This window comes from Streptomyces achromogenes, assembly GCF_030816715.1.
GTDB classification, from domain to species: domain Bacteria; phylum Actinomycetota; class Actinomycetes; order Streptomycetales; family Streptomycetaceae; genus Streptomyces; species Streptomyces achromogenes_A.
Window position 1 is genome coordinate 4,165,004 of sequence record NZ_JAUSYH010000001.1, and the last position, 23,061, is coordinate 4,188,064.

Genomic DNA, 23,061 nt, shown 5'->3' on the forward strand with positions numbered 1-23,061 from the left:
GCGAACCAGCCCATACGCCGAGAGGCGGCCGCGTCGGTGACGCGGCCGCCTCTTGTCACGGCGAGCTGGGTGCGGGGAAAAGCCGGGTGCTACTGCACGATCGTGATGCGGTTCGTCGCCGGCGGCGCGAGCGGGCCCGCCGCCGAGGAGTTGGCGAGCATGTACTGCTCGAGGGCCGACAGGTCGTCGGCGCCGACCAGGTCGTTCGTGCCCTGACCCAGCGTCGGGAAGCCGTCGCCGCCGCCCGCGAGGAAGCTGTTCGTGGAGACGCGGTAGGTGGCGGCCGGGTCGATCGCCGCGCCGTTCAGCTTGATGGAGTCCGTGACGACACGGTCCGCGCCGGCCTTCGTCAGGTCCAGCGTGTACGTCAGGTTGGCGGACGGCTGGAGGATCTTCGGCGCGCTCGCGTTCGTGCCGCTGACCTGCTCCTTGAGCACCTGGATCAGCTGGGCGCCGGTGAAGTTCTGCAGGTTCACGGTGTTGGAGAACGGCTGCACGGTGAAGCCCTCGGCGTAGGTGACCACGCCGTCGCCCTCCGCGCCCTTTGCCGCGTAGGTGAGGCCGGCCCGCACGCCGCCCGGGTTCATCAGGGCGAGGTCCGTGTCCGCGTCGAGCTTCTTGCCGTACCAGAGCTGGGCGTCCGCGATCAGGTCGCCCATCGGCGACTCGGTGCCCGTGCTCGGGACGTCCGCGGTGATGTGACCGATCGCGCGGTTGCCGATCGGCGCCGCCAGCGTGTTCCACCTGCTGATCAGCTCGGTCATGTCGGGCGCCTTGGCGACGGTCCGGGTGACCACGTGGTTCGCCGACTTGACCGCCGTGCGCGCGATGTCGCCGGTGTAGCGGTCGTACGTCAGCGTGGTGTCCGTGTACAGACGGCCGAAGGACGCGGCCGAGGTGACCGTGCGCGGCTTGCCCGACGGGTCCGGGATCGTGCAGGCGTAGGCCGCGTGCGTGTGGCCCGTCACCAGCGCGTCCACCGCCGGCGTGACGTTCTTCGCGATGTCGACGATCGGGCCGGAGATGCCGGCACCGGTGCCCGGCGAGTCACAGTTGTAGTTGTAGGCGCCCGAGGCCGGCAGACCGCCCTCGTGGATCAGCGCCACGATCGACTTCACGCCCTGCTTCTGCAGCACCTTGGCGTACTTGTTGATCGTCTCGACCTCGTCCTTGAACTTCAGGCCCTTGACGCCCTCGGCGGACACCACGCCGGGGGTGTCCTCCAGCGTCACGCCGATGAAGCCGATCTTGACGTCCTTCTTCTTCCACACCCAGTACGGCTTCAGGATCGGCTTGCCGGACTTCTCGTTCAGGACGTTCGCCGCGAGGTACGGGAAGTCGGCGCCCCGGAACTTCTTGCCGTTGTAGCAGCCGTCCGTCGGGTGACAGCCGCCGTTCTGCAGCCGGCCCAGTTCCCTGGCGCCCTCGTCGAACTCGTGGTTGCCGACGGACGTGACGTCCAGGTCGAGCTTGTTCAGCGCCTCGATCGTGGGCTCGTCGTGGAAGAGGCCCGAGATCAGCGGGGAGGCGCCGACCATGTCGCCGCCGGCCGCGGTGACCGAGTACGCGTTGCCCTTGCGGGCCTCGCGCAGATGCGTGGCCAGGTACTCCACACCGCCCGCGTCGATCGTCTTCGTCGTGCCGTCCGCCTGCAGCTCGGTGACACGGCCGGACGAACCGGACGGGGGCTCGAGGTTGCCGTGCAGGTCGTTGAAGGACAGCAACTGCACGTCCTGGTAGCGGCTGGGCCGCGGCTTGGAGTGCTTGGCCTCGTGCGCGTCCGCCGGAAGCGCGGCGGCGAGGGCGCCGGCGGTGGCGAGAACGGCGGAGGCCGCGACAAGACGGTACGTACGGCGGCGGCCGCGTCTGTCGCTCGGCTGCGGCTGGGAAGTGGCTGGCATGCGCCCCCCTGTGGATCGGCTGGAATGCGGTGGCTCCCGTCCCGGCGCAGCCTAAGGTCAACGCGCGTAGCGCGACAGGGGGTTCGTGGTCACAACCTGGTTTCCCCTTGCCCTGTCCTTTGCCCCCGTTTTGCGGCAACCGCCCTTTACCCTCGACGCATGACCAGCGACGACACCGCACGGCTTCCCGGCTCCCGATCCATCGAGACCCACTCCGCGCTCTCCCCCGGACGGACCGAGGCCGTCCTCGCCCTGCTCGCCGAGGCCGCCCGGGCGGACGGCCAGCAGGCGGTGTCCGAACAAGGACGGCTGCAGCTGCGCGGAGGATCCCGCGAGGGCGTCTCCCACCTCGTCCTCACCGTCGGGGACGAACTCGTCGGCTACGCCCAGCTCGAGGACACCGACCCCGTCGAGGCCCCCGCCGCCGAACTGGTCGTGCACCCCTCGCACCGCGGCCACGGCCACGGGCGCGCGCTCGGCTCCGCCCTGCTCGCCGCCTCCGGCAAGCGGCTCCGGGTGTGGGCCCACGGCGGCCACTCCGCGGCCCGCCACCTCGCCCAGGTGCTCGGACTCACGCTGTTCCGCGAACTGCGCCAGATGCGGCGCTCGTTGACCGACCTGGAGCTGCCCGACCCGGTGCTGCCCGCCGGCGTGACGGTCCGTGCGTTCGTGCCCGGACAGGACGACTCCGCCTGGCTCGCCGTCAACGCCGCCTCCTTCGCCCACCATCCCGAGCAGGGCTCCCTCACCCAGCGCGACCTCGACGACCGGCGGTCCGAGCCCTGGTTCGACCCGGCCGGCTTCTTCCTCGCCTTCCGCGGCGACACGCTCGTCGGGTTCCACTGGACGAAGGTCCACGGCCAGGAGCGGCTGGGCGAGGTGTACGTCCTCGGCGTCGCCCCCGGCGCGCAGGGCGGCGGCCTCGGCAAGGCCCTCACCACGATCGGCCTGCGGCATCTCGCGGCCCAGGGGCTGCCCACCGCGATGCTGTACGTCGACGCCGACAACAAGGCCGCGGTGTCGGTCTACGAACGGCTGGGCTTCCTCACCCATGAGACCGACCTGATGTACCGCACCGAGACGTAGGCCCCGCCTCGCCCCGGCCTCGCCCCCGGCCCGGTCCTGGCGTCAGTCGCCGGACGGCGTGGGTCGCCGGGCGGGTCTTCGGGACCGTCGCCGGAGCGGCTCCCGGGTCCCCGTCGCGCACAGCGCCAGTGTCAGTGCCAGCACGGCCACCCATCGGAGCTGCGTCGCCTGCCACCAGGGGTCGGCCGGTGTGCCCAGCAGACCCCAGCGGTCGGGGACCAGGAGCGTCACCCCCGCCGCCACTCCCAACCGGACGGCCGCCCCCCTGCCCACCTCCGCCGTCTCCGTGAAGCGGACGGCGAGGGTGGCCAGGGCGAGGGCCGCGCAGGCCGTCGCCGCGGCCTCGACGGTGGCCGGGGTCAGCTCCGGACGGCTCGGGGCGGGCACGAGGAGCAGGGCCGCCGTCCACCAGAGAGCCACGAGGGGGGCGGCGAGAGCCATGCGCAGGGCGGCCCGGAAGGCCCGGCCCACCGGGGTAGCCGCGGTCGTGCGGCGGGCCGGGTCGTCCAGCAGGAAGGCGAGGCCGAGGGCGCCGGCGAGCGCCGTGAGGCGCAGCACCAGCCGGCCCAGTTCGGGATCCGGCGCCCGGTCCGGCAGCCGTGCGGTGCTCGCCAGCAGCAGGCTCAGCCCGCCTGCCGCGATCAGCGCCCGCCAGGGGAGGCTGCGCCACACCGGCGCGGCCAGGGCTCGGACGGTCATTGCGTGCACGACTGCGCCTCCGTCTCCTGCGGCGCCGCGACGCCCAGCAGCTTCGCCGCCTCGGCCGGGGACGTCGCGGTGGACGTCAGTTCCGCCCAGTGGGCTTTCACCCGGGCGGCCACCTCCGCATGCGGGCGGGCCAGGAGTTCGCGGACCACCGTCGTCTGCGCCGCCGTCATGCTCAGTCCGTTCGTCGGTGCCAGGACCGAGCCCGAGCCCTCCGTGCTGTCGCTCAGACGCACGTGCCGGAAGGTGTCCGACGGCGTCGGGTCGGCGCCCAGAACCAGCCACATGATCGTGACCGGACGGGCGTCGCGGCACATCTCCTCCTCCGTCGCCGCCTCGGTGCCGGCCACCAGGACGGTGGCGACGCCGACGGCGAACTCCGGGACGCGGTTGCCGCCCCAGCGGGTGCCGACCGTCACCCGGCCGGGGACGGTGGAGGGCGTGAGGGCGGCGTCGGCCTCCACTCCGCTCCGGGCGTCGATGCGCTGGCGGACCGTCAGGGAGGCGTTCGCCGCGTCGCCTCCCGCCAGCGAGCGGACCCGTCCGACGACCCCGGCCCACTCGGACCGCACCCCGCTCCACTCGGGGAACGCGCAGTACCGCGAGCCGTCGTGGGTCGCGCACGACTGGACCTTCTGCGGGGAGTCGGACGCCGTCGTACGCGCCGCCGCCAGGCCCGCCGTGTCCTGCGCGGACTGGCCGATCGCGCCGGCCGCGACACCCGCCAGAGCGAGGGCCGTCGCCGCCTTGACGGCTCGGGTGCGGCCGCCGGCCACCAGCAGCGCGGCGCAGGCCAGCGCGACGCACAGCGCCGTCACGTACAGCGCGTGCCAGCCGGCGGGGCGGCCGAGCAGATCGGAGGGCACCGGGTCCCCGCCCGTGTCGGCCCCGAAGACGACCGGCGAGAGCCAGCCTGCCCGGCTGCCCGCGTCGGCGACCGCCGAGGCGAGGACCGCGACGGCATAGAAGGGGATGACGAAGAGCAGCGGGACGAACGACGAGGGCAGCAGACAGGCCAGCAGCACTCCCACGACGCCGGCGAACAGCACGGTCAGAGGGCCGACGGCCAGCTCGCCGAACGAACCGTGCCCGATGGCGCCGGGCTTCAGCGCCTCCCAGCCGAACTCGACCGCGACGGCGACCGCGGTGAGCGCCGCGTACGGCACCACGGACAGCAGATGCGCGAGGGCGCGCCGCCACGGTTCCATGGCCAGGACGCCGAACTGCTGCACGGTGCCGTGCTTGCGCGAGCGCAGCGCCGCCGCGTTGACGCAGACGAGCAGGGCGACGGCGAACAGCAGCGGTGTCATCTGGGTGCGCCGGTCGACCGTGTTGAGGACGGGGTAGGAGTCCATGCCGTCCCTGCTCATCAGCCGCAGGACGATGAAGCCGGCGTACAGGGCGAAGAAGACCAGCATCGGGGTCTGGTACAGGAGCTCGCGGGCCTCGAAGCGGGCGAGGTCGAGGACGGCTCGGGCGCGGCGGGCCTCGCGCGGCGGCTCGGCGAGCGTGCGGGCGGGGTTCGCGAGCGTCGCGGTCGTCGCGCTCATGCCGTCGCCTCCGCGCTCTCGCCGTCGAGGACGAGCAGGTAGCCGTCCTCCAGGGTGGGTTCGACGAGGTCGGCGCCCTCGGGCGGCTCGCCGACGTTGCGGAACGTGCCGGCGCCGGTGCGCCAGCCGGCCAGGGCGGCCGGGTCGCGGCGCGGGCCGCTCCAGACCCGGCCGGCGGCACGGGCGGTCAGCTCGGCCGGGGTGCCCTCGAAACGGACGCGCCCGCCGGCCAGGACGATCACCCGGTGGCAGAGCATCGCCACGTCCTCGGTCTGGTGGGTGGACAGCAGGACGGTGCGGCCCTCGCCGGCCTGGGCGATCAGCTCGCGAAAGCGCATGCGCTGTTCGGGGTCGAGCCCGACGGTCGGTTCGTCGAGCACGAGGAAGCCGGGTTCGCCGACGAGCGCGGCGGCCAGGGCGACGCGCTGCCGCATGCCTCCGGAGAGCCGCTTGAGGCGCTTGCCGCGCACGTCGGAGAGATCGACGGCGTCCAGCACGCGCCGCACCTCGCGGAGCCGGGCGCCCCGGTCGGTCAGCTCCTTCAGGATCGCCACGTAGTCGACGAACTCGAAGGCCGTGAAGTCCGGGTGGAAGCCGGGGGTCTGGGGCAGATAGCCGAGGGTGCGGCGCAGGGCGAGGCGGCCGGACGCGGTGCCGGGATCATGGCCCAGGGCGGTGAACCGCCCGCCGTCCGGCGGCACGGCCGTGGCCAGCACCCGCAACAGCGTCGTCTTCCCGGCCCCGTTGGGCCCGAGCAGCCCGGTGACGCCACGGTCCAGCCGCAGCGAGACGCCGTCCAGGGCGCGGGTCCCCCCGAAGCGCAGGGACAGATCGACGGCCGTCACGGAGGCGGAGCCCTGGGCGGAACCGGAGGCGGGGCCCGGGGTGGGCGTGGTGGTCATGCGGGGCTCCTGGAGATCCGGTGGTCGGTCGGGGGCGGGCTGGACGGGACGGGGGGCCGGGTCATCCGACGCCGCCGGCCGGGAAGCCGCCCAGGGGGCGGGTGTCGAAGCGGTCGCGGGTCCGGTGGAGCAGCAGGGCGGCGAGGATGGCCAACGCGGCCGCGGCGAACTGGCCTTCCGCCGTGAACGGGGCGAGCGTGTCGTGCGCGTGCCGCTGGGCTCTGGCCACCGCCAGCACCGTCACCCAGGCGACGCCGACCAGGGAGGGCCCCACGACCGGCCCCAGCCGGGCGGTCAGCGCGAGGCCGGTCCCCGTGAGGGCGAGCGCGGGCAGCAGCCACGCCAGGGCCAGCAGCCCGTATGCCGGCAGGGCGAGCGTGGCCAGGCCGTTGAACGCAAGGCCCGCCGTGAGCACCGCGACCGTACGGATCATGAGCAGCCGGAAGCCGTGCGTCGGGGAGACGACGGCCATCTCGTACGTCGGGTCCAGGGACGGGCCGTACGACAGCGCGACCCCGGCGAGCGGGAGGAGCGGGGCCAGTGCCAGGAACAGCGCGGGCTGGTCCGCGAGGCGCACCGCCAGCACCGTCATGACGAGCAGGAACAGCACCGACAGCAGCCAGGACCGGCGGAGCACCGGGGTCGCGGCGAGCAGCCGCGCGGTGTGGTCGGCCACCCCGAGCCGCACCAGCATCCGCTCGAGCAGGCTGGGCTGTGGCGCGTCCAGCTCGGCGTCCAGCCGTGCCCACCCGGCGTCCAGCGCGACCGGGTCGGCGGCCTCCGCCAGCCGGGCACGGCACTGCGCGCATCCGGTCAGATGGGCGTCGGCCGACCACAGCAGCGGCGGCGACAGCTCGCCCTGCGCGTAGGCGCGCAGATCCTCTTCTGCCACGTGCCACGTCATGCCCGTGCCTCCCTCGGCCGTTCGTCGCCCACGCGGCCGCGCGGGTCTCTTCCGCGGACGTACCGCCTCATGCCAGCGCCTCCCGCAGGTGCTTGCGGGCACGCAGGGCCCGCGTCTTGACGGTGCCGGGCGGGATGCCGAGCAGAACGGCCGCCTCCCGGGTGGTGAGCCCGTCGATGACGGTCGCCTGCAGGACGGCCCTCAGCTCCGGCGAGAGGCGGGTGAGGGCCCCGGCGAGGTCCCCGTGCTCCACCCCCGCGAGCACGCGTTCCTCCGCCGATGCCTCGTCCCGGTGACGCAGCCGGGACAGGGCCTGGCGCAGCCTGCCGCGCGCCCCGTCGCCGCGCACCGCGTCGACCAGCCGGCGTGCGGCGATGCGCCACAGCCAGCCGGCGGCGTCGTCGGAGAAGCCCTCCTCGCGATGGCGGGCGGTGCCGCGCCACACGGCGAGGAACGTCTCCTGGATGACGTCGTCGACTATCCCCGCGTCGGCGCAGCGGCCGCGCATGCGCGCGGTCAGCCAGGGCGCGTACCGCCGGTACAGCTCCTCGAAGGCAGGACGGTCCCGGTCCGCCGCGATGGCCCGCAGCAGCTCCCCGTCGCTTCTCGTCTCGCTCTCGCTCACATCACCTCATCGGATCGGCCCCGCCGATCGGTTCACGATCCGCCGCACGAATTCTCCGCGCACCCCGCCCCGCCCCGTTCGCACGCACACACGCTCACCACCCACCCACCCATCCACCCACCCATCCACCCATTCGAACGGCATTCGAACACCTCCGACCCTCGCGGGCCGCCCCCCGATATCCCGCACGCCATGTCTCCGTAACCGTCGGTTAAGACGACCTTGCGACGCTCGGTGAATGAAGCCCGCCGTGCCCGAGCCTTCGCCGCCTCCCGAGGGATATCAGCCCCACGGAGGCTCCGCCGCGACCCCGCCCGCACGTTCCGACGCGCCTGTCCCGCTGTTCGCGCGGAACAATGGGTCCATGAGCCAGTCAGACACCCAGGCCGAGGTCCAGCACGCGCAGCCCTCCGTGGGCTCCATAGCCGCGCACCGCCCGCACACCGTGGCTGCCGTCGTCTCCGATCTGGAGCCCGACATCGACGCCGACCTCGACACCTACGAGGAGGCGCCGTACGACGGCCCACAACTGCCGCAGGGTCGTTTCCTCGACCGGGAACGCAGCTGGCTCGCGTTCAACGAGCGGGTCCTGGAACTCGCCGAGGACCCCGACACGCCCCTGCTCGAGCGGGCGAACTTCCTGGCCATCTTCGCCAGCAACCTGGACGAGTTCTTCATGGTCCGGGTGGCCGGGCTGAAGCGCCGCATCGCCACCGGCGTCGCCACCCGCTCCGCCTCCGGTCTCCAGCCCCGCGAAGTGCTGGAGATGATCTGGGCCCGCTCGCGCGAGCTCATGGCCCGGCACGCCGCGACGTACCACGAGGACATCGCCCCCGCCCTCGCGGAGGAGGGCATCCACCTGGTCCGCTGGAACGAGCTGACGGAGAAGGAGCAAGCCCGCCTCTTCACCCTGTTCCGGCACCAGATCTTCCCGGTCCTCACGCCCCTCGCCGTCGACCCCGCGCACCCCTTCCCGTACATCTCGGGTCTCTCGCTCAACCTCGCGGTCGTCGTGCGCAACCCCGTCAGCGGCCACAAGCACTTCGCGCGCGTCAAGGTGCCCCCCCTGCTGTCCCGCTTCCTGGAGAGCTCCCCCGGCCGGTACGTCCCCGTCGAGGACGTCATCGGCGCCCACCTGGAGGAGCTGTTCCCGGGCATGGAGGTGCTGGAGCACCACGCCTTCCGGCTCACCCGCAACGAGGACCTCGAGGTCGAGGAGGACGACGCCGAGAACCTGCTCCAGGCCCTGGAGAAGGAGCTCATGCGACGCCGCTTCGGGCCGCCGGTCCGCCTGGAGGTCGAGGAGTCCATCGACCGCGAGGTCCTCGACCTGCTGGTGCGCGAACTGAAGATCAGCGAGGCCGAGGTCTACCCGCTGCCGGGCCCGCTCGACCTCACCGGTCTCTTCCGCATCAGCGGCCTCGACCGGTCCGAGCTGAAGTACAAGAAGTTCATCGCCGGCACCCACCGCGACCTCGCGGAGGTCGAGTCGGCGTCCCCGCCGGACATCTTCGCCGCCCTGCGCAGCCGGGACGTCCTGCTGCACCACCCGTACGACTCCTTCTCGACGTCCGTGCAGGCCTTCCTGGAGCAGGCGGCGGCGGACCCGGACGTCCTCGCCATCAAGCAGACCCTGTACCGCACCTCGGGCGACTCCCCGATAGTGGACGCGCTCATCGAGGCCGCCGAGTCCGGCAAGCAGGTCCTCGTCCTGGTCGAGATCAAGGCCCGCTTCGACGAGCACGCCAACATCAAGTGGGCGCGCAAGCTGGAAGAGTCCGGCTGCCACGTCGTCTACGGCCTCGTCGGTCTGAAGACCCACTGCAAGCTGTCGCTGGTGGTCCGCCAGGAAGGCGAAACGCTGCGGCGCTACTGCCACGTCGGCACCGGCAACTACCACCCGAAGACGGCCCGCCTCTACGAGGACCTCGGCCTGCTCACCGCCGACCCGCAGGTCGGCGCGGACCTCTCCGACCTCTTCAACCGGCTCTCCGGCTACTCCCGCCGCGAGACCTACCGACGCCTGCTCGTCGCCCCCAAGTCGCTGCGCGACGGACTGATCTCCCGCGTCGACAAGGAGATCCAGCACCACCGCGCCGGACGGCCCGCGCACGTCCGCATCAAGGTCAACTCCATCGTGGACGAAGCGCTCATCGACTCCCTCTACCGGGCGTCGCAGGCGGGCGTGCCGGTCGACGTCTGGGTGCGCGGCATCTGCGCGGTGCGCCCGGGCGTGCCGGGCCTGTCGGAGAACATCCGGGTCCGGTCCATCCTCGGCCGCTTCCTCGAGCACTCCCGCGTCTTCGGCTTCGGCAACGGCGGGGAGCCCGAGGTGTGGATCGGCAGCGCCGACATGATGCACCGCAACCTCGACCGCCGTATCGAGGCCCTGGTCAGGGTCACCGACCCGGCGCACCGGGCGACGCTGAACCGGTTCCTGGAGACGGGCATGTCCGACGCCACCGCCTCCTGGCACCTCGGCCCCGACGGCGAGTGGACCCGGCACGCGACCGACGCGGAAGGCGGCCCCCTGCGCAACGTCCAGGAGATGCTCATAGACGCCCGGAGGCGCCGGCGTGGCACAGCGACACCATGACCTGACGGCCTCCGCGGCCGGGCCCGTCACCACGGGGGACGCCCTCGAGGGCTACCTGCGGGCCCAGGCCACGGAGTTCCTCCGGGCGCTGCGCCAGCACCGCGAGGCGGGGAGCGCGGCGTCGCACGGCACGTCGCACGCCTCGGCGAGCGGCGCGGAGGAACGGGACGACGCGGCGCGCGCCCTGCGCCGCTCGGCCCGCCGCATCAGCGGCACTCTGCGCACCTTCCGCCCCCTCCTCGACGCCGAGTGGTCGCAGGCGCTCCGGTCCGAACTGTCCTGGCTGTCCGCCACGTTGGCCCTGGAGCACGCCTACGGCGCCCGCCTCGAGCGCCTGCTGCTCGCCCTGAACCGCCTGTCCGGCGCGGCCCCGCCACTGCCGGCGGTACGGGTGCCGACGCCCGCGTCCGCACCGGTGCGGACGCCCTACCGGCCGGCGGACGCGGCCGGTTCCGGCGGCGCGGTCACCGGCAGCCCGGACACCACGCCGGGCACTCCCGTCGCAGCGTCCACGTCCACACCGGGCACTCCTGCCCTGCCCGACGCGCCTCCTCCCACGGTCGGCGCGACCGACGCCCGTACCGCGAACGGCGCCCCTGTCGCGGGGGGCGCGGGCGGCCCGCAGGGCGCGACCCTCACCGCCGCCCCGACCGGCGCCGGCGCCCGCACCACGACAGCCTCCCCCACCACCGCCACCCGCGCCGGGACCGCCCGGCGCGCCCCCGGCGCCCGTACCGCCACCGCGCCCCCCACGCCCCCCACGGCCCCAGCGGCCCCGTCGACCGCCTCCGCGCCCGCCGACCGCGGCAACCTCACCGTCGGTGCGGCGAAGGCCGGCGCCCTTCTGGACCGTCAGCTCACCCTCGCCCGCACCCGGGCCCACTCGACCGCGCTCCAGGCCCTCGGCTCCTCCCGCTTCCACGCCGTCGCGGACCGGGCCGCCGTCCTCGCCAGCGAGGTCCCCCTCACGCCGGCCGCGTCCGCCACCGATCTGCGCCCCTACGCCGCAGCCGCCGAGGAACGCCTCGCCGACGCCGTCGCCGCGCTGCCGCTCGTCACCGCGGGCAGCCCCTACAACGCGGAGGCCCTGATGTACGGCCTCTCCGCGGACGCCGCGCCGCACCCGCAGGACGCGCCCTGGCACCACGTCCGGCTCCTGCTGCGTCTGCACCGGTACGCGTGCGAGATCCTGGACGGCCCGGACGCTCCACCGGACGACGTCCGTCTGCTGACCGCCGGCGCCGCCCTCGACCGGCACCGGGACGCCTCGGAGGCGGCCGCCGCGGCGGCGCAGGCGGCCCGGACACCCCGGATCGCGCCCGCGACGGCGTACGCGCTCGGCGTGCTGCACGCGGACCAGCGGCACGAGGTGGAGGCCGCGCGGTACGCGTTCCAGCGCACCTGGCAGAAGCAACCCGTCCCGACCACCTGACCGAGACCACCTGACCGACCGAACCGACCAGATCACCGGACCGACCGGACCAACCGGACCAACCGGACGACCGGACCGACAGACCACACGCCCCTACAAGACAGGCGGTGAGCACCGGTGAGCACAGCGAGGAACCACGACGACGCCTCCGACCCCACCCCCGTCCAGGCGGCCGGCTGCGTGCTGTGGCGTCGCTCCCCGACGGACGGCGGACTGGAGGTGTGTCTCGTCCACCGGCCCAAGTACGGCGATTGGTCGCATCCGAAAGGCAAGCTGAAGCGCGACGAGGACCCGCTCGCGGGGGCCCTGCGCGAGGTCGAGGAGGAGACCGGGCACCGGGCCGCCCCCGGCGCTCCGCTGCCGACCGTGGGCTACGAGGCGAACGGCCGCCCTAAGCAGGTCCGTTACTGGGCGGCCGAGGCCGTCTCCGGGGTCTTCACCCCGAACGACGAGGTCGACCGCCTCCTCTGGCTGCCGCCGCCCGCCGCCCGCGAGCGGCTCACCCAGCCGAGGGACCGCACCCTCGTGGACGCCCTGCTGCACGTCCTGCACCTGGCATAAGGGCGCGGACGCCGAACCGGGCCCGAGGCCCAGGCGTCCCCCCGCCCCACCCCGCGCCGGTACCGCTCCGTGTCCTCGGCGTGAGCTTTCCGTGACCTCACCGCACCGTCCCCAGGGGTTCACCCCCCGTTCACTCCCGTCCGTGAACGCCTTCACCTCATCTGCCTAATTTCAGCCTTACCCGGTGCGGCACGCGACCAAGGGGACGCGTCCACACCAAACAGACTTCGCACCCACCGCACGCCGCCGGATTCAGGACGGCGGCTCCTGGAAGGACCTTCCTCAGTGAAGCTTCAGCGCATGAACCGGCGGGCTCTCTCCCTCGGTGCTCTCGCCGTCTCCGGCGCCCTGGCCCTCACGGCGTGCGGCTCGGACGACACCGGCACCGGCAGCGGCGGCAAGTCCTCCGCCACCGCCGCCGCCGGGGCGATCAAGTGCGACGACGCCAAGGGCCAGCTGCTCGCCGACGGCTCCTCCGCGCAGAAGAACGCGATCGACGCCTGGGTCAAGAACTTCACGCAGGCCTGTTCCGGCGTCCAGGTCAACTACAAGGGCTCCGGCTCCGGCGCGGGCGTCACCGCCTTCACGCAGGGCCAGGTCGCCTTCGCCGGCTCGGACTCCGCGCTGAAGCCCGAGGACGTCGCCGCCTCCAAGTCGGTCTGCAAGGGCGGCCAGGGCATCAACCTGCCGATGGTGGCCGGCCCCATCGCCATCGCCTACAACGTCTCCGGCGTGGACAACCTCGTCCTCGACGCCGCGACGATCGCCAAGATCTTCGACGGCAAGATCACCAACTGGAACGACGCCGCGATCGCCAAGCTGAACCCCGGCGCGAAGCTGCCCGACCTGAAGATCCAGCCGTACCACCGCTCGGACGAGTCCGGCACCACCGACAACTTCACCAAGTACCTGATCGCCACCGCCAAGGCCGACTGGCCCTACAGCGGCGGCAAGGCCTGGCAGGCCAAGGGCGGCCAGGCCGCGGCCGGCTCCTCCGGTGTCGCCCAGGGCGTCAAGCAGACCAACGGCGCGATCGGCTACATGGAGCTGTCGTACGCCAAGGACGGTCTCGGCACCGTCGCCGTCAACACCGGCGCCGCGGCCCCCGTCAAGGCCTCCTCCGACGGCGCCACCAAGGCCGTCGCCGCCGCCCAGATCGTCGGCACCGGCAGTGACCTGTCGCTGAAGCTGGACTACAACACCAAGGCCGACGGGGCCTACCCGCTCACCCTGGTCACGTACGAGATCGCCTGCGACAAGGGCAACAAGGCCGCCACGCTGCCGGCCACCAAGGCGTTCCTGCGCTACATCGCCGGCGAGGACGGCCAGGGCGTCCTCGCGGGCATCGACTACGCCCCGATCCCCGACGCCATCATCGCCAAGGTCCGCACCACCATCGAGGGCCTGAGCTGATCTGAGCGGTGCGGTCCGGCGCCGGGGACGACCCGGTCCGGACCGCACCCGTCCGGTGCACCGCCGCCAGGGGCCGCCGCCCGCGATCCGGCCCCACCCGAGCCGCCCACACCCACAGGCGGCTCCGCAGACCGGAGACCCCCATGGACATAGAGACGCAGAAGTCGGACACCGACGACACCCCACGCCCCACGACTCCGCAAGGCCCGTCGACTCCCTCCGCGGCCTCCCCGGCCCCGCCCCCCGTGACGGCCGAGGAGAAGCGCGCGGCACGCGGCGCCACCCGGCCCGGCGACCGGGTCTTCCTCGCCCTCTCGCGCGGCTCGGGCATCTTCCTGCTGGTGATCATGGCCGCGATCGCGGTCTTCCTCGCCTATCGCGCGAGCCTCGCCATCAGCAAGGACGACGCCGACTTCCTGACGGCCTTCGAGTGGAACACCAGCCTTGTGCCGCCGAAGTTCGGCATCGCGGTCCTGGCCTTCGGCACGGTGGTCTCGTCGGTCATCGCGATGGTCATCGCGGTCCCGATCGCCGTCGCGATCGCCCTCTTCATCACCCACTACGCCCCACGCCGCATGAGCGGCCCCGTCGCGTACGTGATCGACCTGCTCGCCGCCGTCCCGTCCATCGTGTACGGCCTCTGGGGCGCCCTGGTCCTGGTGCCGCACATGGACGGCCTGTTCGGCTGGCTGGACGACTACCTGGGCTGGACCGGCGTCTTCTCCTGGGACCGGGGCGCGCCGCGCTCGATGCTCACGGTGGGCATCCTGCTGGCCGTGATGATCCTCCCGGTGATCACCAACGTCAGCCGCGAGGTCTTCCGCCAGGTCCCGCAGATGCACGAGGAGGCGGCCCTGGCGCTGGGCGCCACCCGCTGGGAGGTCATCCGCATGGCGGTGATCCCCTTCGGCCGCTCCGGCGTCATCTCGGCCTCGATGCTCGGCCTCGGCCGCGCGCTCGGCGAGACGATGGCCGTGGCCACGGTCCTCTCCCCCGACTTCGACATCCACGCCAGCCTGCTGAACCCCGGCGGCGGCACCTTCGCCCAGAACATCGCCAGCAAGTTCAACGAGGCGACGGAGTTCGGCCGTGACGCGCTCATCGCCTCCGGTCTGGTCCTGTTCGTCATCACCCTGCTGGTCAACGGCGCGGCGCGCATGATCATCGCCCGCCGCAAGGAGTACTCGGGGGCCAACGCATGAGCCACGCAAGCGCAGTTGCCGACCAGAGCCCCAGCACGCTCCGCGGCGCGAGCCTGCCGAAGTGGTCCCCGTGGGCCATCGCGGCCGGCTCCCTCGCCCTCGCGGTCGTCATCGGCCTCGCCGGCGGGCTGGACAGCAAGGTCCAGTGGGGCCTGATCGCCGGCATCCTGTTCGTCCTCGGCACCTACGGCGTCGCCGCGAAGGTGGAGGGCCGCCGCCAGGCCAAGGACAGGATCGCGACGAGCCTGGTCTGGGTGGCGTTCATGCTGGCCGTGGTCCCGCTGGTCTCGCTCCTGTGGACGACGATCACGCGCGGCGTGAAGGTCCTGGACGTCTACTTCCTGACCCACTCCATGGGCGTGGTCGCGGACAGCGAGCCCGGCGGCGGCATCTACCACGCGATCCTCGGCAGCCTGGAGCAGGTGGGGCTCGCCACGGCGATCGGCGCGCCCGTAGGCATCCTGACGGCGATCTACCTGGTCGAGTACGGCCGGGGCGGCCTGGCGAAGGCGGTCACGTTCTTCGTCGACGTCATGACCGGCATCCCCTCCATCGTGGCGGGCCTGTTCATCCTCAGCCTGATGCTGATGCTCGACCTGCAGCCGTTCGGCTTCGCGGGCTCCCTCGCCCTGGCGATCCTGATGATGCCGGTGGTCGTGCGCTCGACGGAGGAGATGCTGAAGCTCGTCCCCAACGAGCTGCGCGAGGCCTCGCTCGCCCTGGGCGTCCCCAAGTGGCGCACGATCCTGAAGGTGGTCGTCCCGACGTCCATCGGAGGCATCATCACGGGCGTGATGCTGGCGGTCGCCCGTATCGCGGGCGAGACGGCCCCGGTCCTGCTCCTGGTCTTCGGCAACCCGTTCATCAACGCCAACCCCTTCGAGGGCGCGCAGGCGTCGCTGCCGCTGTACATCTACCAGCAGTACGCGCAGAGCGCGGGTTCGACGGCGGCCTACGACCGCGCCTGGGCGGCGTCGCTCACGCTGATCGCCTTCGTGATGATCCTGAACCTGGTGGCCCGCGGCCTCGCCCGCTGGAAGGCCCCGCGTTGACTCCGTGCGGCTGCCGCCGCGCGGCCGGGTCGCTGAAGCGGCCATGCAGCGACTGATCCATACGACCGGGAAGTGAAGTGGAAGACATGGCCAAGCGAATCGACGTCAGCGGACTGACCGCGTACTACGGATCCCACAAGGCGATCGACGACATCTCGATGACGGTGGAGCCGCGCTCGGTGACGGCGTTCATCGGCCCCTCCGGCTGCGGCAAGTCCACGTTCCTGCGCACCCTGAACCGTATGCACGAGGTGACCTCGGGCGGCCGGGTCGAGGGCAAGGTGCTCCTGGACGACGAGGACCTCTACGGCGCGGGCGTCGACCCGGTGTCCGTCCGCCGCGAGGTCGGCATGGTCTTCCAGCGCCCGAACCCCTTCCCCACCATGTCGATCTTCGACAACGTGGCCGCGGGACTCCGCCTCAACGGCAGCTACAAGAAGTCCGAGCTCGCGGACGTGGTGGAGAAGTCCCTCCAGGGCGCCAACCTCTGGAACGAGGTCAAGGACCGCCTCAACAAGCCGGGCTCGGGGCTCTCGGGCGGCCAGCAGCAGCGTCTGTGCATCGCCCGCGCCATCGCGGTGGAACCGAAGGTCCTGCTGATGGACGAGCCCTGCTCGGCCCTCGACCCCATCTCGACGCTCGCCATCGAGGACCTGATCGGCGAGCTGAAGGAACGCTTCACGATCGTCATCGTGACGCACAACATGCAGCAGGCGGCGCGCGTCTCGGACCGCACGGCCTTCTTCAACCTGGCCGCGGTCGGCCGGCCCGGCAAGCTGATCGAGCTGGACGACACCGCGCGCATCTTCTCCAACCCGTCGGTGCAGGCCACCGAGGACTACATCTCAGGCCGCTTCGGCTGACCGGACCCCTCGCGGTGCTGCATGGCGGTGCCACCGCGAGGCACGCGAAAGGGCCCGCCCCTGCTCCCGGGGGCGGGCCCTTTCCTCAACTCAGGACGATCTACAGGAAGGCCAGATCCACGATCCAGAAGGCGCACGCGGCGACGATCGCGGCCGCGGGCATGGTGATGAACCAGCCCAGCACGATGTTCTTGGCGACTCCCCACCGCACGGCGTTGATCCGCTTCGTGGCCCCCACGCCCATGATCGCCGAGGTGATCACGTGTGTGGTGGAGATCGGCGCCTTGAACAGGAAGGCCGTGGTGAACATGATCGACGCGCCGGTCGTCTCCGCCGCGAAGCCCTGCGGCGGGTCCAGCTCGATGATCTTCCGCCCGAGCGTGCGCATGATGCGCCAGCCGCCCGCGTACGTGCCGAGCGACAGCATCACGGCGCAGGCGATCTTCACCCACACCGGAATCGGAGCGTCGGCGCTCTGGACGTCGCCGATGACGAGCGCCATCACCACGATGCCCATCGTCTTCTGCGCGTCCTGCAGACCGTGCCCCAGCGCCATACCGGCCGCCGACACCGTCTGGGCTATGCGGAAACCCCGCTTGGCCTTGTGCGGATTGGCCCGCCGGAACATCCACAGGATGGCGGTCATCACCAGATATCCGGCGACGAGTCCCACCACCGGCGAGAGGAACATCGGAATGACGACCTTCTCGAGCACCCCGGACCAGATGACCTCCGTCCCGCCCGCGAGCGCGGCGCCCACCATCCCGCCGAACAGCGCGTGGGACGAGGACGACGGCAGCCCGAAGTACCAGGTGACGAGGTTCCACACGATCGCGCCGACCAGCGCGGCGAACAGGATCGCCATACCCTTGGAACCGTCGGGGGTCTCGATCAGCCCCTTGCTGACGGTGTGCGCGACGCCGCTCCCCAGGAACGCGCCGGCGAGGTTCATCACCGCGGCCATGGCCAGCGCGGCGCGCGGCGTCAGCGCCCGGGTGGAGACCGACGTGGCGATCGCGTTCGCGGAGTCGTGAAAACCGTTGGTGTAGGTGAATCCGAGCGCGACGCCGATGGTCACGATCAGGGCAAAGGTGTCCATGAAGGGCTCAGGACTCCTTGACCGCGATGGTCTCCACCGTGTTGGCCACGTGCTCGAAGGCGTCGGCGGCCTCCTCCAGCACATCCACGATCTGCTTCAGCTTGAGCACCTCGATGGCCTCGTACTTGCCGTTGAAGAGATGCGCGAGCAGCTTCCGGTGGATCTGGTCGGCCTGGTTCTCGAGCCGGTTGACCTCGATCCAGTACTCGGTGAGGTTCTCCATGGTCCGCAGGTTCGGCATGGCCTCGGCCGTCAGCTCGGCCGCCCGGGCCAGCACCTCGATCTGCTGCTCGACGCCCTTGGGCAGTTCCTCGACGTTGTAGAGGACGACCAGGTCGACGGCCTCCTCCATGAAGTCCATGATGTCGTCGAGGGAGGACGCGAGGTTGTAGATGTCCTCGCGGTCGAACGGCGTGATGAACGAGGAGTTCAGCTGGTGGAAGATCGCGTGCGTCGCGTCGTCGCCTGCGTGTTCCGCGGCCCGCATGCGCTCTGCGATCTCGGCCCGGCCGGCGGGGTCCGCCCCGAGCAGTTCCATCAGGAGTTTCGAGCCCGTGACGATGTTGTCCGCGGATGCGGCGAACATGTCGTAGAAGCTCGTCTCCCTGGGGGTCAGACGAAAGCGCACGTTGGGGTCCTCAAGATGCATCGGTTTCGGTCAGGCTGATGCTAGGCGCATCATCCGGCCACGGCTAATGGGGCCGCCCCCCAGTGTCGCCCATCGGCCGGAGCGGCCGGCAGGGGGGCGACCGGACTGTCCGGTCCGACGCCCGGGCTCCCGTCGAAGTTCGGTACGATATACCCGGTAGGGGTATATGTCCGGAGCCGGAACGCTGGAGGAGACGATGACGACCACCGAGGCCGACGCGGAAGCCCTCTCGGCCCCCGACCCGCACACCCCTGCCGCCCCGGAGCACCCGGAGCACCCGGCCGGAGCAGTGCACGGCTACCACGAGCAGAAGGCCGAACACCTCAAGCGCCTGCGCCGTATCGAGGGCCAGATCCGCGGTCTGCAGCGCATGGTGGACGAGGACACCTACTGCATCGACATACTCACCCAGGTGTCCGCCTCCACCAAGGCCCTGCAGTCCTTCGCCCTGCAACTGCTGGAGGAACACCTGCGGCACTGCGTCGCCGACGCGGCCCTCAAGGGCGGCGACGAGATCGACGAGAAGGTGGAAGAGGCGACGAAGGCGATCGCCCGCCTACTGCGCACCTGAGCCCGCGGCCCCTTCCCGCCCGGCCTGCTCCTCGCCCACCCGCAGCACCTGGTCGATGCTCTCCATGCTGAGCCGCTCCTCCCCGGCGGCCGAGGCCGCGATGATCAGCTCTCCGCACAGCTCGATCTCGGCGAGGGCCACGTGGTCCTGAACTGCCGTACCGCCGCCCGGAGCCACGCGCATCACCTCGTCTCTGCCGTCACCGGCTTCCTAGAGTAGGGAGCGGTCCACACGGCGCGCATGGCACGGACGGGCTAGTCCTTACGACCGCCCTGTGGCCGAAAACACTCCGCCCGGGCGGAGCCCGCTACTCCGCGATCCGTCCGGCGTAGATGTCGTCCGCGGCCGGCAGCCGCACCTGGACGGGCGCGCCGAAGTCGTACAGCAGGGTCGTCGAGGCGACGGCGACGGCCTCCTTCCGCTGCCCGTTCACAAAGCTGAACCGGTGCCGGATCTTGCGGATCCGCCCCTCGTCGTCGAGGTAGACGTCGAACGGCACCCGCGCCGTGGCGAACCCCTTCGCCGCCGCCCGCAACGCGTCCCGTCCGGCCGCCGACGCGTCCTCGGCGGCCGCCGTCAGGTCGGCGGTGCCCCGGTAGTGCCGCACCGCGGTCCCGGCCACCTCGGTCCGCCCCACGTAGGTCGCCGTGCGCGTCCCGCGCAGCACCTCGGCGGCGGCGAACGGGTCGGTGGCCCCACCGGTCACCAGGTTCCCGTCGGACAGGCTCGCCGTCTCCACCCGCACCCACTTGTCGTCCGGCACGCCGGCTCCCCGGTTCTTCATGAACAGGGCCCCCGGCGCGAGGAGTTCGGTGATCGGACGGTGCTCACTGGTCCCGGCGGGGTCCTGCGGCAGCAGCACCCTCAGCTGCCCGAGCTGCCTGCGGTAGTCGTAGACGCCCTGCCCTCGGATGGTCACCAGGGTCCCGCCGGTGGCCATCTCCATCGAGGTCCGCGCCTTCGACGTGCCCGCCGCGACGAGGACGTCCGCGGCCCGGTGCAGCGTCCGCACGGGGTCGGCCGCCCGCCCGTCCTCGACGGCGGCCCCGTCGGCGGAACACCCCGCGGCGCACACGCAGATCCCGGCCACGATCCCGGACAGGACCGCCGCGCCCGCCTTCCTCCGACCTCGCTCCGCCATGGCCTGCCAACCCCCAGCCGGTACGTCCGTCACAGACCCCCCGTCGCTCCGCTTAACGACGACTGGGTGCCCCCGTCACGCGGGACCGGGCCGAGCCGGAGCGCCACAGCTGGGTAACGTTGTCCATGTGACGCAGCAGGACGGCTCGCCCTCCCCCCGCATCGACGGGGAACACCGCACCTCGACCGTCGAACAGGGCCGCTTCTGTCTCGCCCGCTGCACCTGCGGCTGGCGCGGCCCGGCCCGCAGAGCGAGAAGCACGGCCAGATCGGACGCGGAGACCCACGCCCACGGCTGACCGGCCCGCCGGCCCCGCCGATCCCGCCCCGCCCGATCCCTCCAGCAGGCCCCGCAGGGCGGGCCGCCGGCCCCACGGACGTCACCGTTCCGTCACCGCCGGCGGCCGTCGGAACCTGTGGTCTCATGGCCCCGTCTCGCTCCGTGAAGCCGACAGCGGCCGAGGGAAGGCACGAACATGGAACGGCGTACGTTCATCGCAGGCGGCACGGCGGCGGTCGCGGCGGCAGTGACCGCGTGCAGGGCGAACGGCGGCGGCGTGAGCGGCGGCGTGAGCGGCGGCGTGAGCGGCGCCGCCTCCGGCGCCGAAACCGCCGGCGTCCGTTCCGACGGCACGACCCCCCTCACCACGACCAGCGTCTCCGCGCCCGCCAACTGGACCGCCCTGGCCCGCGGCCTGGACGGAACGCTGGTCCGCCCCGGCGAAACCTCCTGGGCGGCGGCCCGTCAGCTCTACAACACCCGCTTCGACAGCCTCAAGCCCGCGGCGGTGGCCTACGTCGCCCACGCCGACGACATCCGTACGGTCATGGCGTACGCCCGCGCCCACCGGATCAAGGCCGCGATCCGCAACGGCGGCCACTCCTACGGCGGCTGGTCCTCCGGCGACGGCCGGCTGATCATCGACGTCTCCAGGCTGAACCGGGTCCGGGCGAGCGGCGGCTCGGCCGTGGTCGGCGCGGGCTCCAAGCTGATCGACGTCTACCGGGCGCTCGCGGCGAAGGGCATGACGATCCCCGCGGGCTCCTGCCCCACGGTCGGCGTCTCCGGCCTCGTCCTGGGCGGCGGCCACGGCGTGGTCTCCCGCGCCTACGGCCTGACCTGCGACAGCCTCACCCGCGCCACGATCATCACCGCGGACGGCAAGCAGCTCACCGCCGACGCGACGAGGAACACGGCCCTCTTCTGGGCCCTGCGCGGAGCCGGCAACGGCAACTTCGGCGTCGTCACGGAGCTGGAGTTCAAGACCCACCCCGCGCCCCAGGCGGTGACGGGCTACCTCACCTGGCCCTGGTCGAAGGCGGCCGCGGTGGTGAAGGCGTGGCAGGAGTGGGGCCCGGCCCAGCCCGACGAGATCTGGTCCTCCCTGCACGTGGCGAACGCCCCCGGCGGCACCCCCACGATCTCCGTCGCCGCGTTCTGCATCGGCACGTACGGCCAGCTCGAGAACGCCGTCGACCGCCTCACGGACCGGGTGGGCGCCCCCGCGACGAACGTGTCCCTGCGCCGGCGCACCTACGAAGCGGCGATGGAGGTCTACGCCGGCTGCTCGAGCTTCACCTCGGACGCCCAGTGCCACCTGCCGGGCTCCACGCCGGGCCGCTCCCCGCGGGGCGCGCTGGGCCGGGAGACCTACGCGGCCCGCTCGGACTTCTTCGACGTCTCGCTCTCGGCGGCGGGCATCCAGACCCTGCTCCAGCAGATCACGTCCGTGCGGGGCGGCACGGGCAGCATCGCGCTGACGGCGCTGGGCGGCGCGGTGAACCGGGTCTCGCCGCTGGCCACCGCGTTCGTCCACCGCCGCTCACGCATGCTGGCCCAGTACATCGCGTCCTGGCGGGCCGGCACGGCGGGGACGGCGGCGCAGTCCTGGCTGAACACCGCCCACCGCGCGATGGTCCCGTACGCCTCGGGCGCGGCCTACCAGAACTACGCGGACCCGACCCTGACGAACTGGCGCAAGGCCTACTACGGCGACGCGCTCCCCCGCCTGACCCGGCTGAAGCAGCACTACGACCCCAACGGCTTCTTCACCTACCCCCAGGCCCTCTGACGCCCTTCGACGCCCTGGGGGGCGACGTCAGGCGGCGAGGTCCCGTTCCTCGGCGGCGACCTCGGGCCGGACGCCGCGGGCGAACCCCTCCCGGTCCCCGGCCCGAGCCGAGCGGCTGCGCACCAGCCACCCCATCCGGGGCGACCGGTCGACGGCCCTCAGCACCGGGGTGAGCAGCATGGAGGCGACCGGCGAGAGCAGCAGCGCCACGGCGGTGCCGAGCGCGAACCCGCCGATCACGTCGGTCGGATAATGCACGCCCATGTAGACCCGGCAGAACCCCTCGAGCAGGGCGACCCCTATGCCGACGAGCCCGAACTTCCGGTTGGCGACGAACAGTCCCACGGCCATGGCCATGGTGAGCGTGGCGTGGTCGCTCACGAACGAGTAGTCGGTCTTGCCGGAGACGAGCACCTCGAGACCCTGGTGATCGCGGAAGGGCCGCGGCCGCTCGACGAAGCCTCTTATCGGCACGTTCACCAGCACGGCGACGGCGGCGGCGAGCGGCGCCCAGACCAGGGCGGCCACGGAGGAGGCGGCCTCCTCGGCCCCGCCCGGCCGGCGGCGCACTCCCCACCAGCACCACACGATCAGCAGGATCATGGCGAGCAACAGCCCGTACTCACCGACGAATTCGACGATGCGGTCGAACCAGTGCGGGGCGTCCTTGGCCAGCCCGTTGATGTCGTAGAGCAGGTCGACGTCGGGGTTCGACCCGGATTCGGCGAGTCCAGCCAT

At 72.3% G+C, this 23,061-nt stretch carries 22 protein-coding genes; 11 read left to right on the forward strand and 11 right to left on the reverse strand.

The window, feature by feature from the left end; translation table 11 throughout:
* Positions 1-89: 89 nt before the first annotated feature.
* On the reverse strand, positions 90-1,901 hold the full coding sequence (locus tag QF032_RS18605; protein WP_307044111.1) for a bifunctional metallophosphatase/5'-nucleotidase: 1,812 nt from the start codon (positions 1,899-1,901) through the stop codon (positions 90-92).
* 159 nt (positions 1,902-2,060) lie between these two features.
* Between QF032_RS18605 and mshD the strand changes: the two genes are divergently transcribed.
* Positions 2,061-2,987, forward strand: a complete 927-nt coding sequence (mshD, locus tag QF032_RS18610; RefSeq protein ID WP_307056646.1) for a mycothiol synthase — start codon at positions 2,061-2,063, stop codon at positions 2,985-2,987.
* A gap of 42 nt (positions 2,988-3,029) precedes the next feature.
* Here the strand turns inward: mshD and QF032_RS18615 are convergent, their stop codons facing one another.
* The 5 genes from QF032_RS18615 to QF032_RS18635 form a co-directional block, all read right to left on the reverse strand.
* Positions 3,030-3,686: an ABC transporter gene (locus tag QF032_RS18615; RefSeq protein WP_307060299.1), complete on the reverse strand. Its 657-nt coding sequence runs from the start codon at positions 3,684-3,686 to the stop codon at positions 3,030-3,032.
* On the reverse strand, positions 3,683-5,242 hold the full coding sequence (locus QF032_RS18620; RefSeq protein WP_307044115.1) for an ABC transporter permease: 1,560 nt from the start codon (positions 5,240-5,242) through the stop codon (positions 3,683-3,685). Before QF032_RS18620 ends, QF032_RS18615 begins: the two co-directional genes overlap by 4 nt.
* A complete protein-coding gene (locus QF032_RS18625; protein ID WP_307056647.1) occupies positions 5,239-6,144 on the reverse strand; it encodes an ABC transporter ATP-binding protein in 906 nt (301 codons plus the stop codon). The genes QF032_RS18620 and QF032_RS18625 overlap by 4 nt, the downstream gene beginning before the upstream one ends.
* 61 nt (positions 6,145-6,205) lie before the next feature.
* The gene (locus QF032_RS18630; RefSeq protein ID WP_307056649.1) at positions 6,206-7,048 is read right to left on the reverse strand and encodes a zf-HC2 domain-containing protein; all 843 of its coding nucleotides are present in this window, start codon (positions 7,046-7,048) and stop codon (positions 6,206-6,208) included.
* Between the two features lie 67 nt (positions 7,049-7,115).
* Complete coding sequence (locus tag QF032_RS18635; RefSeq protein ID WP_307056651.1) at positions 7,116-7,673, reverse strand: RNA polymerase sigma factor; 558 nt, start codon at positions 7,671-7,673, stop codon at positions 7,116-7,118.
* Between the two features lie 364 nt (positions 7,674-8,037).
* Here QF032_RS18635 and QF032_RS18640 point away from each other — a divergent pair, with 364 nt between their 5' ends.
* From QF032_RS18640 to pstB, 7 genes are all read left to right on the forward strand, one after another.
* Complete coding sequence (locus QF032_RS18640; protein ID WP_307044122.1) at positions 8,038-10,269, forward strand: RNA degradosome polyphosphate kinase; 2,232 nt, start codon at positions 8,038-8,040, stop codon at positions 10,267-10,269.
* Entirely contained in the window at positions 10,250-11,701 is a 1,452-nt protein-coding gene (locus tag QF032_RS18645) for a CHAD domain-containing protein (RefSeq protein ID WP_307056652.1), read from the forward strand. Before QF032_RS18640 ends, QF032_RS18645 begins: the two co-directional genes overlap by 20 nt.
* Positions 11,702-11,818: 117 nt before the next feature.
* Positions 11,819-12,262 (forward strand): NUDIX hydrolase, encoded by a 444-nt coding sequence (locus tag QF032_RS18650; RefSeq protein ID WP_307056653.1) that lies wholly within the window; start codon positions 11,819-11,821, stop codon positions 12,260-12,262.
* 285 nt (positions 12,263-12,547) lie between these two features.
* On the forward strand, positions 12,548-13,675 hold the full coding sequence (gene pstS / locus QF032_RS18655; protein ID WP_307056654.1) for a phosphate ABC transporter substrate-binding protein PstS: 1,128 nt from the start codon (positions 12,548-12,550) through the stop codon (positions 13,673-13,675).
* 143 nt (positions 13,676-13,818) lie between these two features.
* Positions 13,819-14,877 carry a phosphate ABC transporter permease subunit PstC gene (gene pstC / locus QF032_RS18660; protein ID WP_307044128.1) on the forward strand — a complete coding sequence of 353 codons (1,059 nt, stop codon included), beginning with the start codon at positions 13,819-13,821 and terminating at the stop codon, positions 14,875-14,877.
* On the forward strand, positions 14,874-15,929 hold the full coding sequence (gene pstA / locus QF032_RS18665) for a phosphate ABC transporter permease PstA (protein WP_307044131.1): 1,056 nt from the start codon (positions 14,874-14,876) through the stop codon (positions 15,927-15,929). Before pstC ends, pstA begins: the two co-directional genes overlap by 4 nt.
* Positions 15,930-16,015: 86 nt before the next feature.
* On the forward strand, positions 16,016-16,792 hold the full coding sequence (gene pstB / locus QF032_RS18670; RefSeq protein WP_307044133.1) for a phosphate ABC transporter ATP-binding protein PstB: 777 nt from the start codon (positions 16,016-16,018) through the stop codon (positions 16,790-16,792).
* Positions 16,793-16,892: 100 nt separating this feature from the next.
* On the opposite strand, the gene QF032_RS18675 is transcribed toward pstB, so the two are convergent.
* Both QF032_RS18675 and QF032_RS18680 read right to left on the reverse strand, forming a co-directional pair.
* Complete coding sequence (locus tag QF032_RS18675; RefSeq protein ID WP_306950915.1) at positions 16,893-17,891, reverse strand: inorganic phosphate transporter; 999 nt, start codon at positions 17,889-17,891, stop codon at positions 16,893-16,895.
* A 7-nt stretch (positions 17,892-17,898) separates the two neighbouring features.
* Positions 17,899-18,519 carry a DUF47 domain-containing protein gene (locus QF032_RS18680; protein WP_057579445.1) on the reverse strand — a complete coding sequence of 207 codons (621 nt, stop codon included), beginning with the start codon at positions 18,517-18,519 and terminating at the stop codon, positions 17,899-17,901.
* A gap of 217 nt (positions 18,520-18,736) precedes the next feature.
* Between QF032_RS18680 and QF032_RS18685 the strand changes: the two genes are divergently transcribed.
* Entirely contained in the window at positions 18,737-19,111 is a 375-nt protein-coding gene (locus QF032_RS18685) for a metal-sensitive transcriptional regulator (RefSeq protein WP_307056656.1), read from the forward strand.
* Here the strand turns inward: QF032_RS18685 and QF032_RS18690 are convergent.
* Together QF032_RS18690 and QF032_RS18695 are read right to left on the reverse strand one after the other, a co-directional pair.
* On the reverse strand, positions 19,097-19,294 hold the full coding sequence (locus tag QF032_RS18690; protein ID WP_107443260.1) for a hypothetical protein: 198 nt from the start codon (positions 19,292-19,294) through the stop codon (positions 19,097-19,099). The genes QF032_RS18685 and QF032_RS18690 overlap by 15 nt on opposite strands.
* A gap of 124 nt (positions 19,295-19,418) precedes the next feature.
* Positions 19,419-20,252, reverse strand: coding sequence for a hypothetical protein (locus QF032_RS18695; RefSeq protein ID WP_307056658.1), 834 nt, complete (start codon positions 20,250-20,252; stop codon positions 19,419-19,421).
* Between the two features lie 127 nt (positions 20,253-20,379).
* On the opposite strand from QF032_RS18695, the gene QF032_RS18700 reads away from it, so the two are divergent.
* Together QF032_RS18700 and QF032_RS18705 are read left to right on the forward strand one after the other, a co-directional pair.
* On the forward strand, positions 20,380-20,550 hold the full coding sequence (locus tag QF032_RS18700) for a hypothetical protein (RefSeq protein WP_307044139.1): 171 nt from the start codon (positions 20,380-20,382) through the stop codon (positions 20,548-20,550).
* 177 nt (positions 20,551-20,727) lie between these two features.
* Complete coding sequence (locus QF032_RS18705; RefSeq protein ID WP_307056660.1) at positions 20,728-22,323, forward strand: FAD-binding oxidoreductase; 1,596 nt, start codon at positions 20,728-20,730, stop codon at positions 22,321-22,323.
* Positions 22,324-22,350: 27 nt separating this feature from the next.
* Here QF032_RS18705 and QF032_RS18710 read toward each other — a convergent pair whose 3' ends face one another.
* Positions 22,351-23,061 carry a phosphatase PAP2 family protein gene (locus QF032_RS18710; RefSeq protein ID WP_306950910.1) on the reverse strand — a complete coding sequence of 237 codons (711 nt, stop codon included), beginning with the start codon at positions 23,059-23,061 and terminating at the stop codon, positions 22,351-22,353.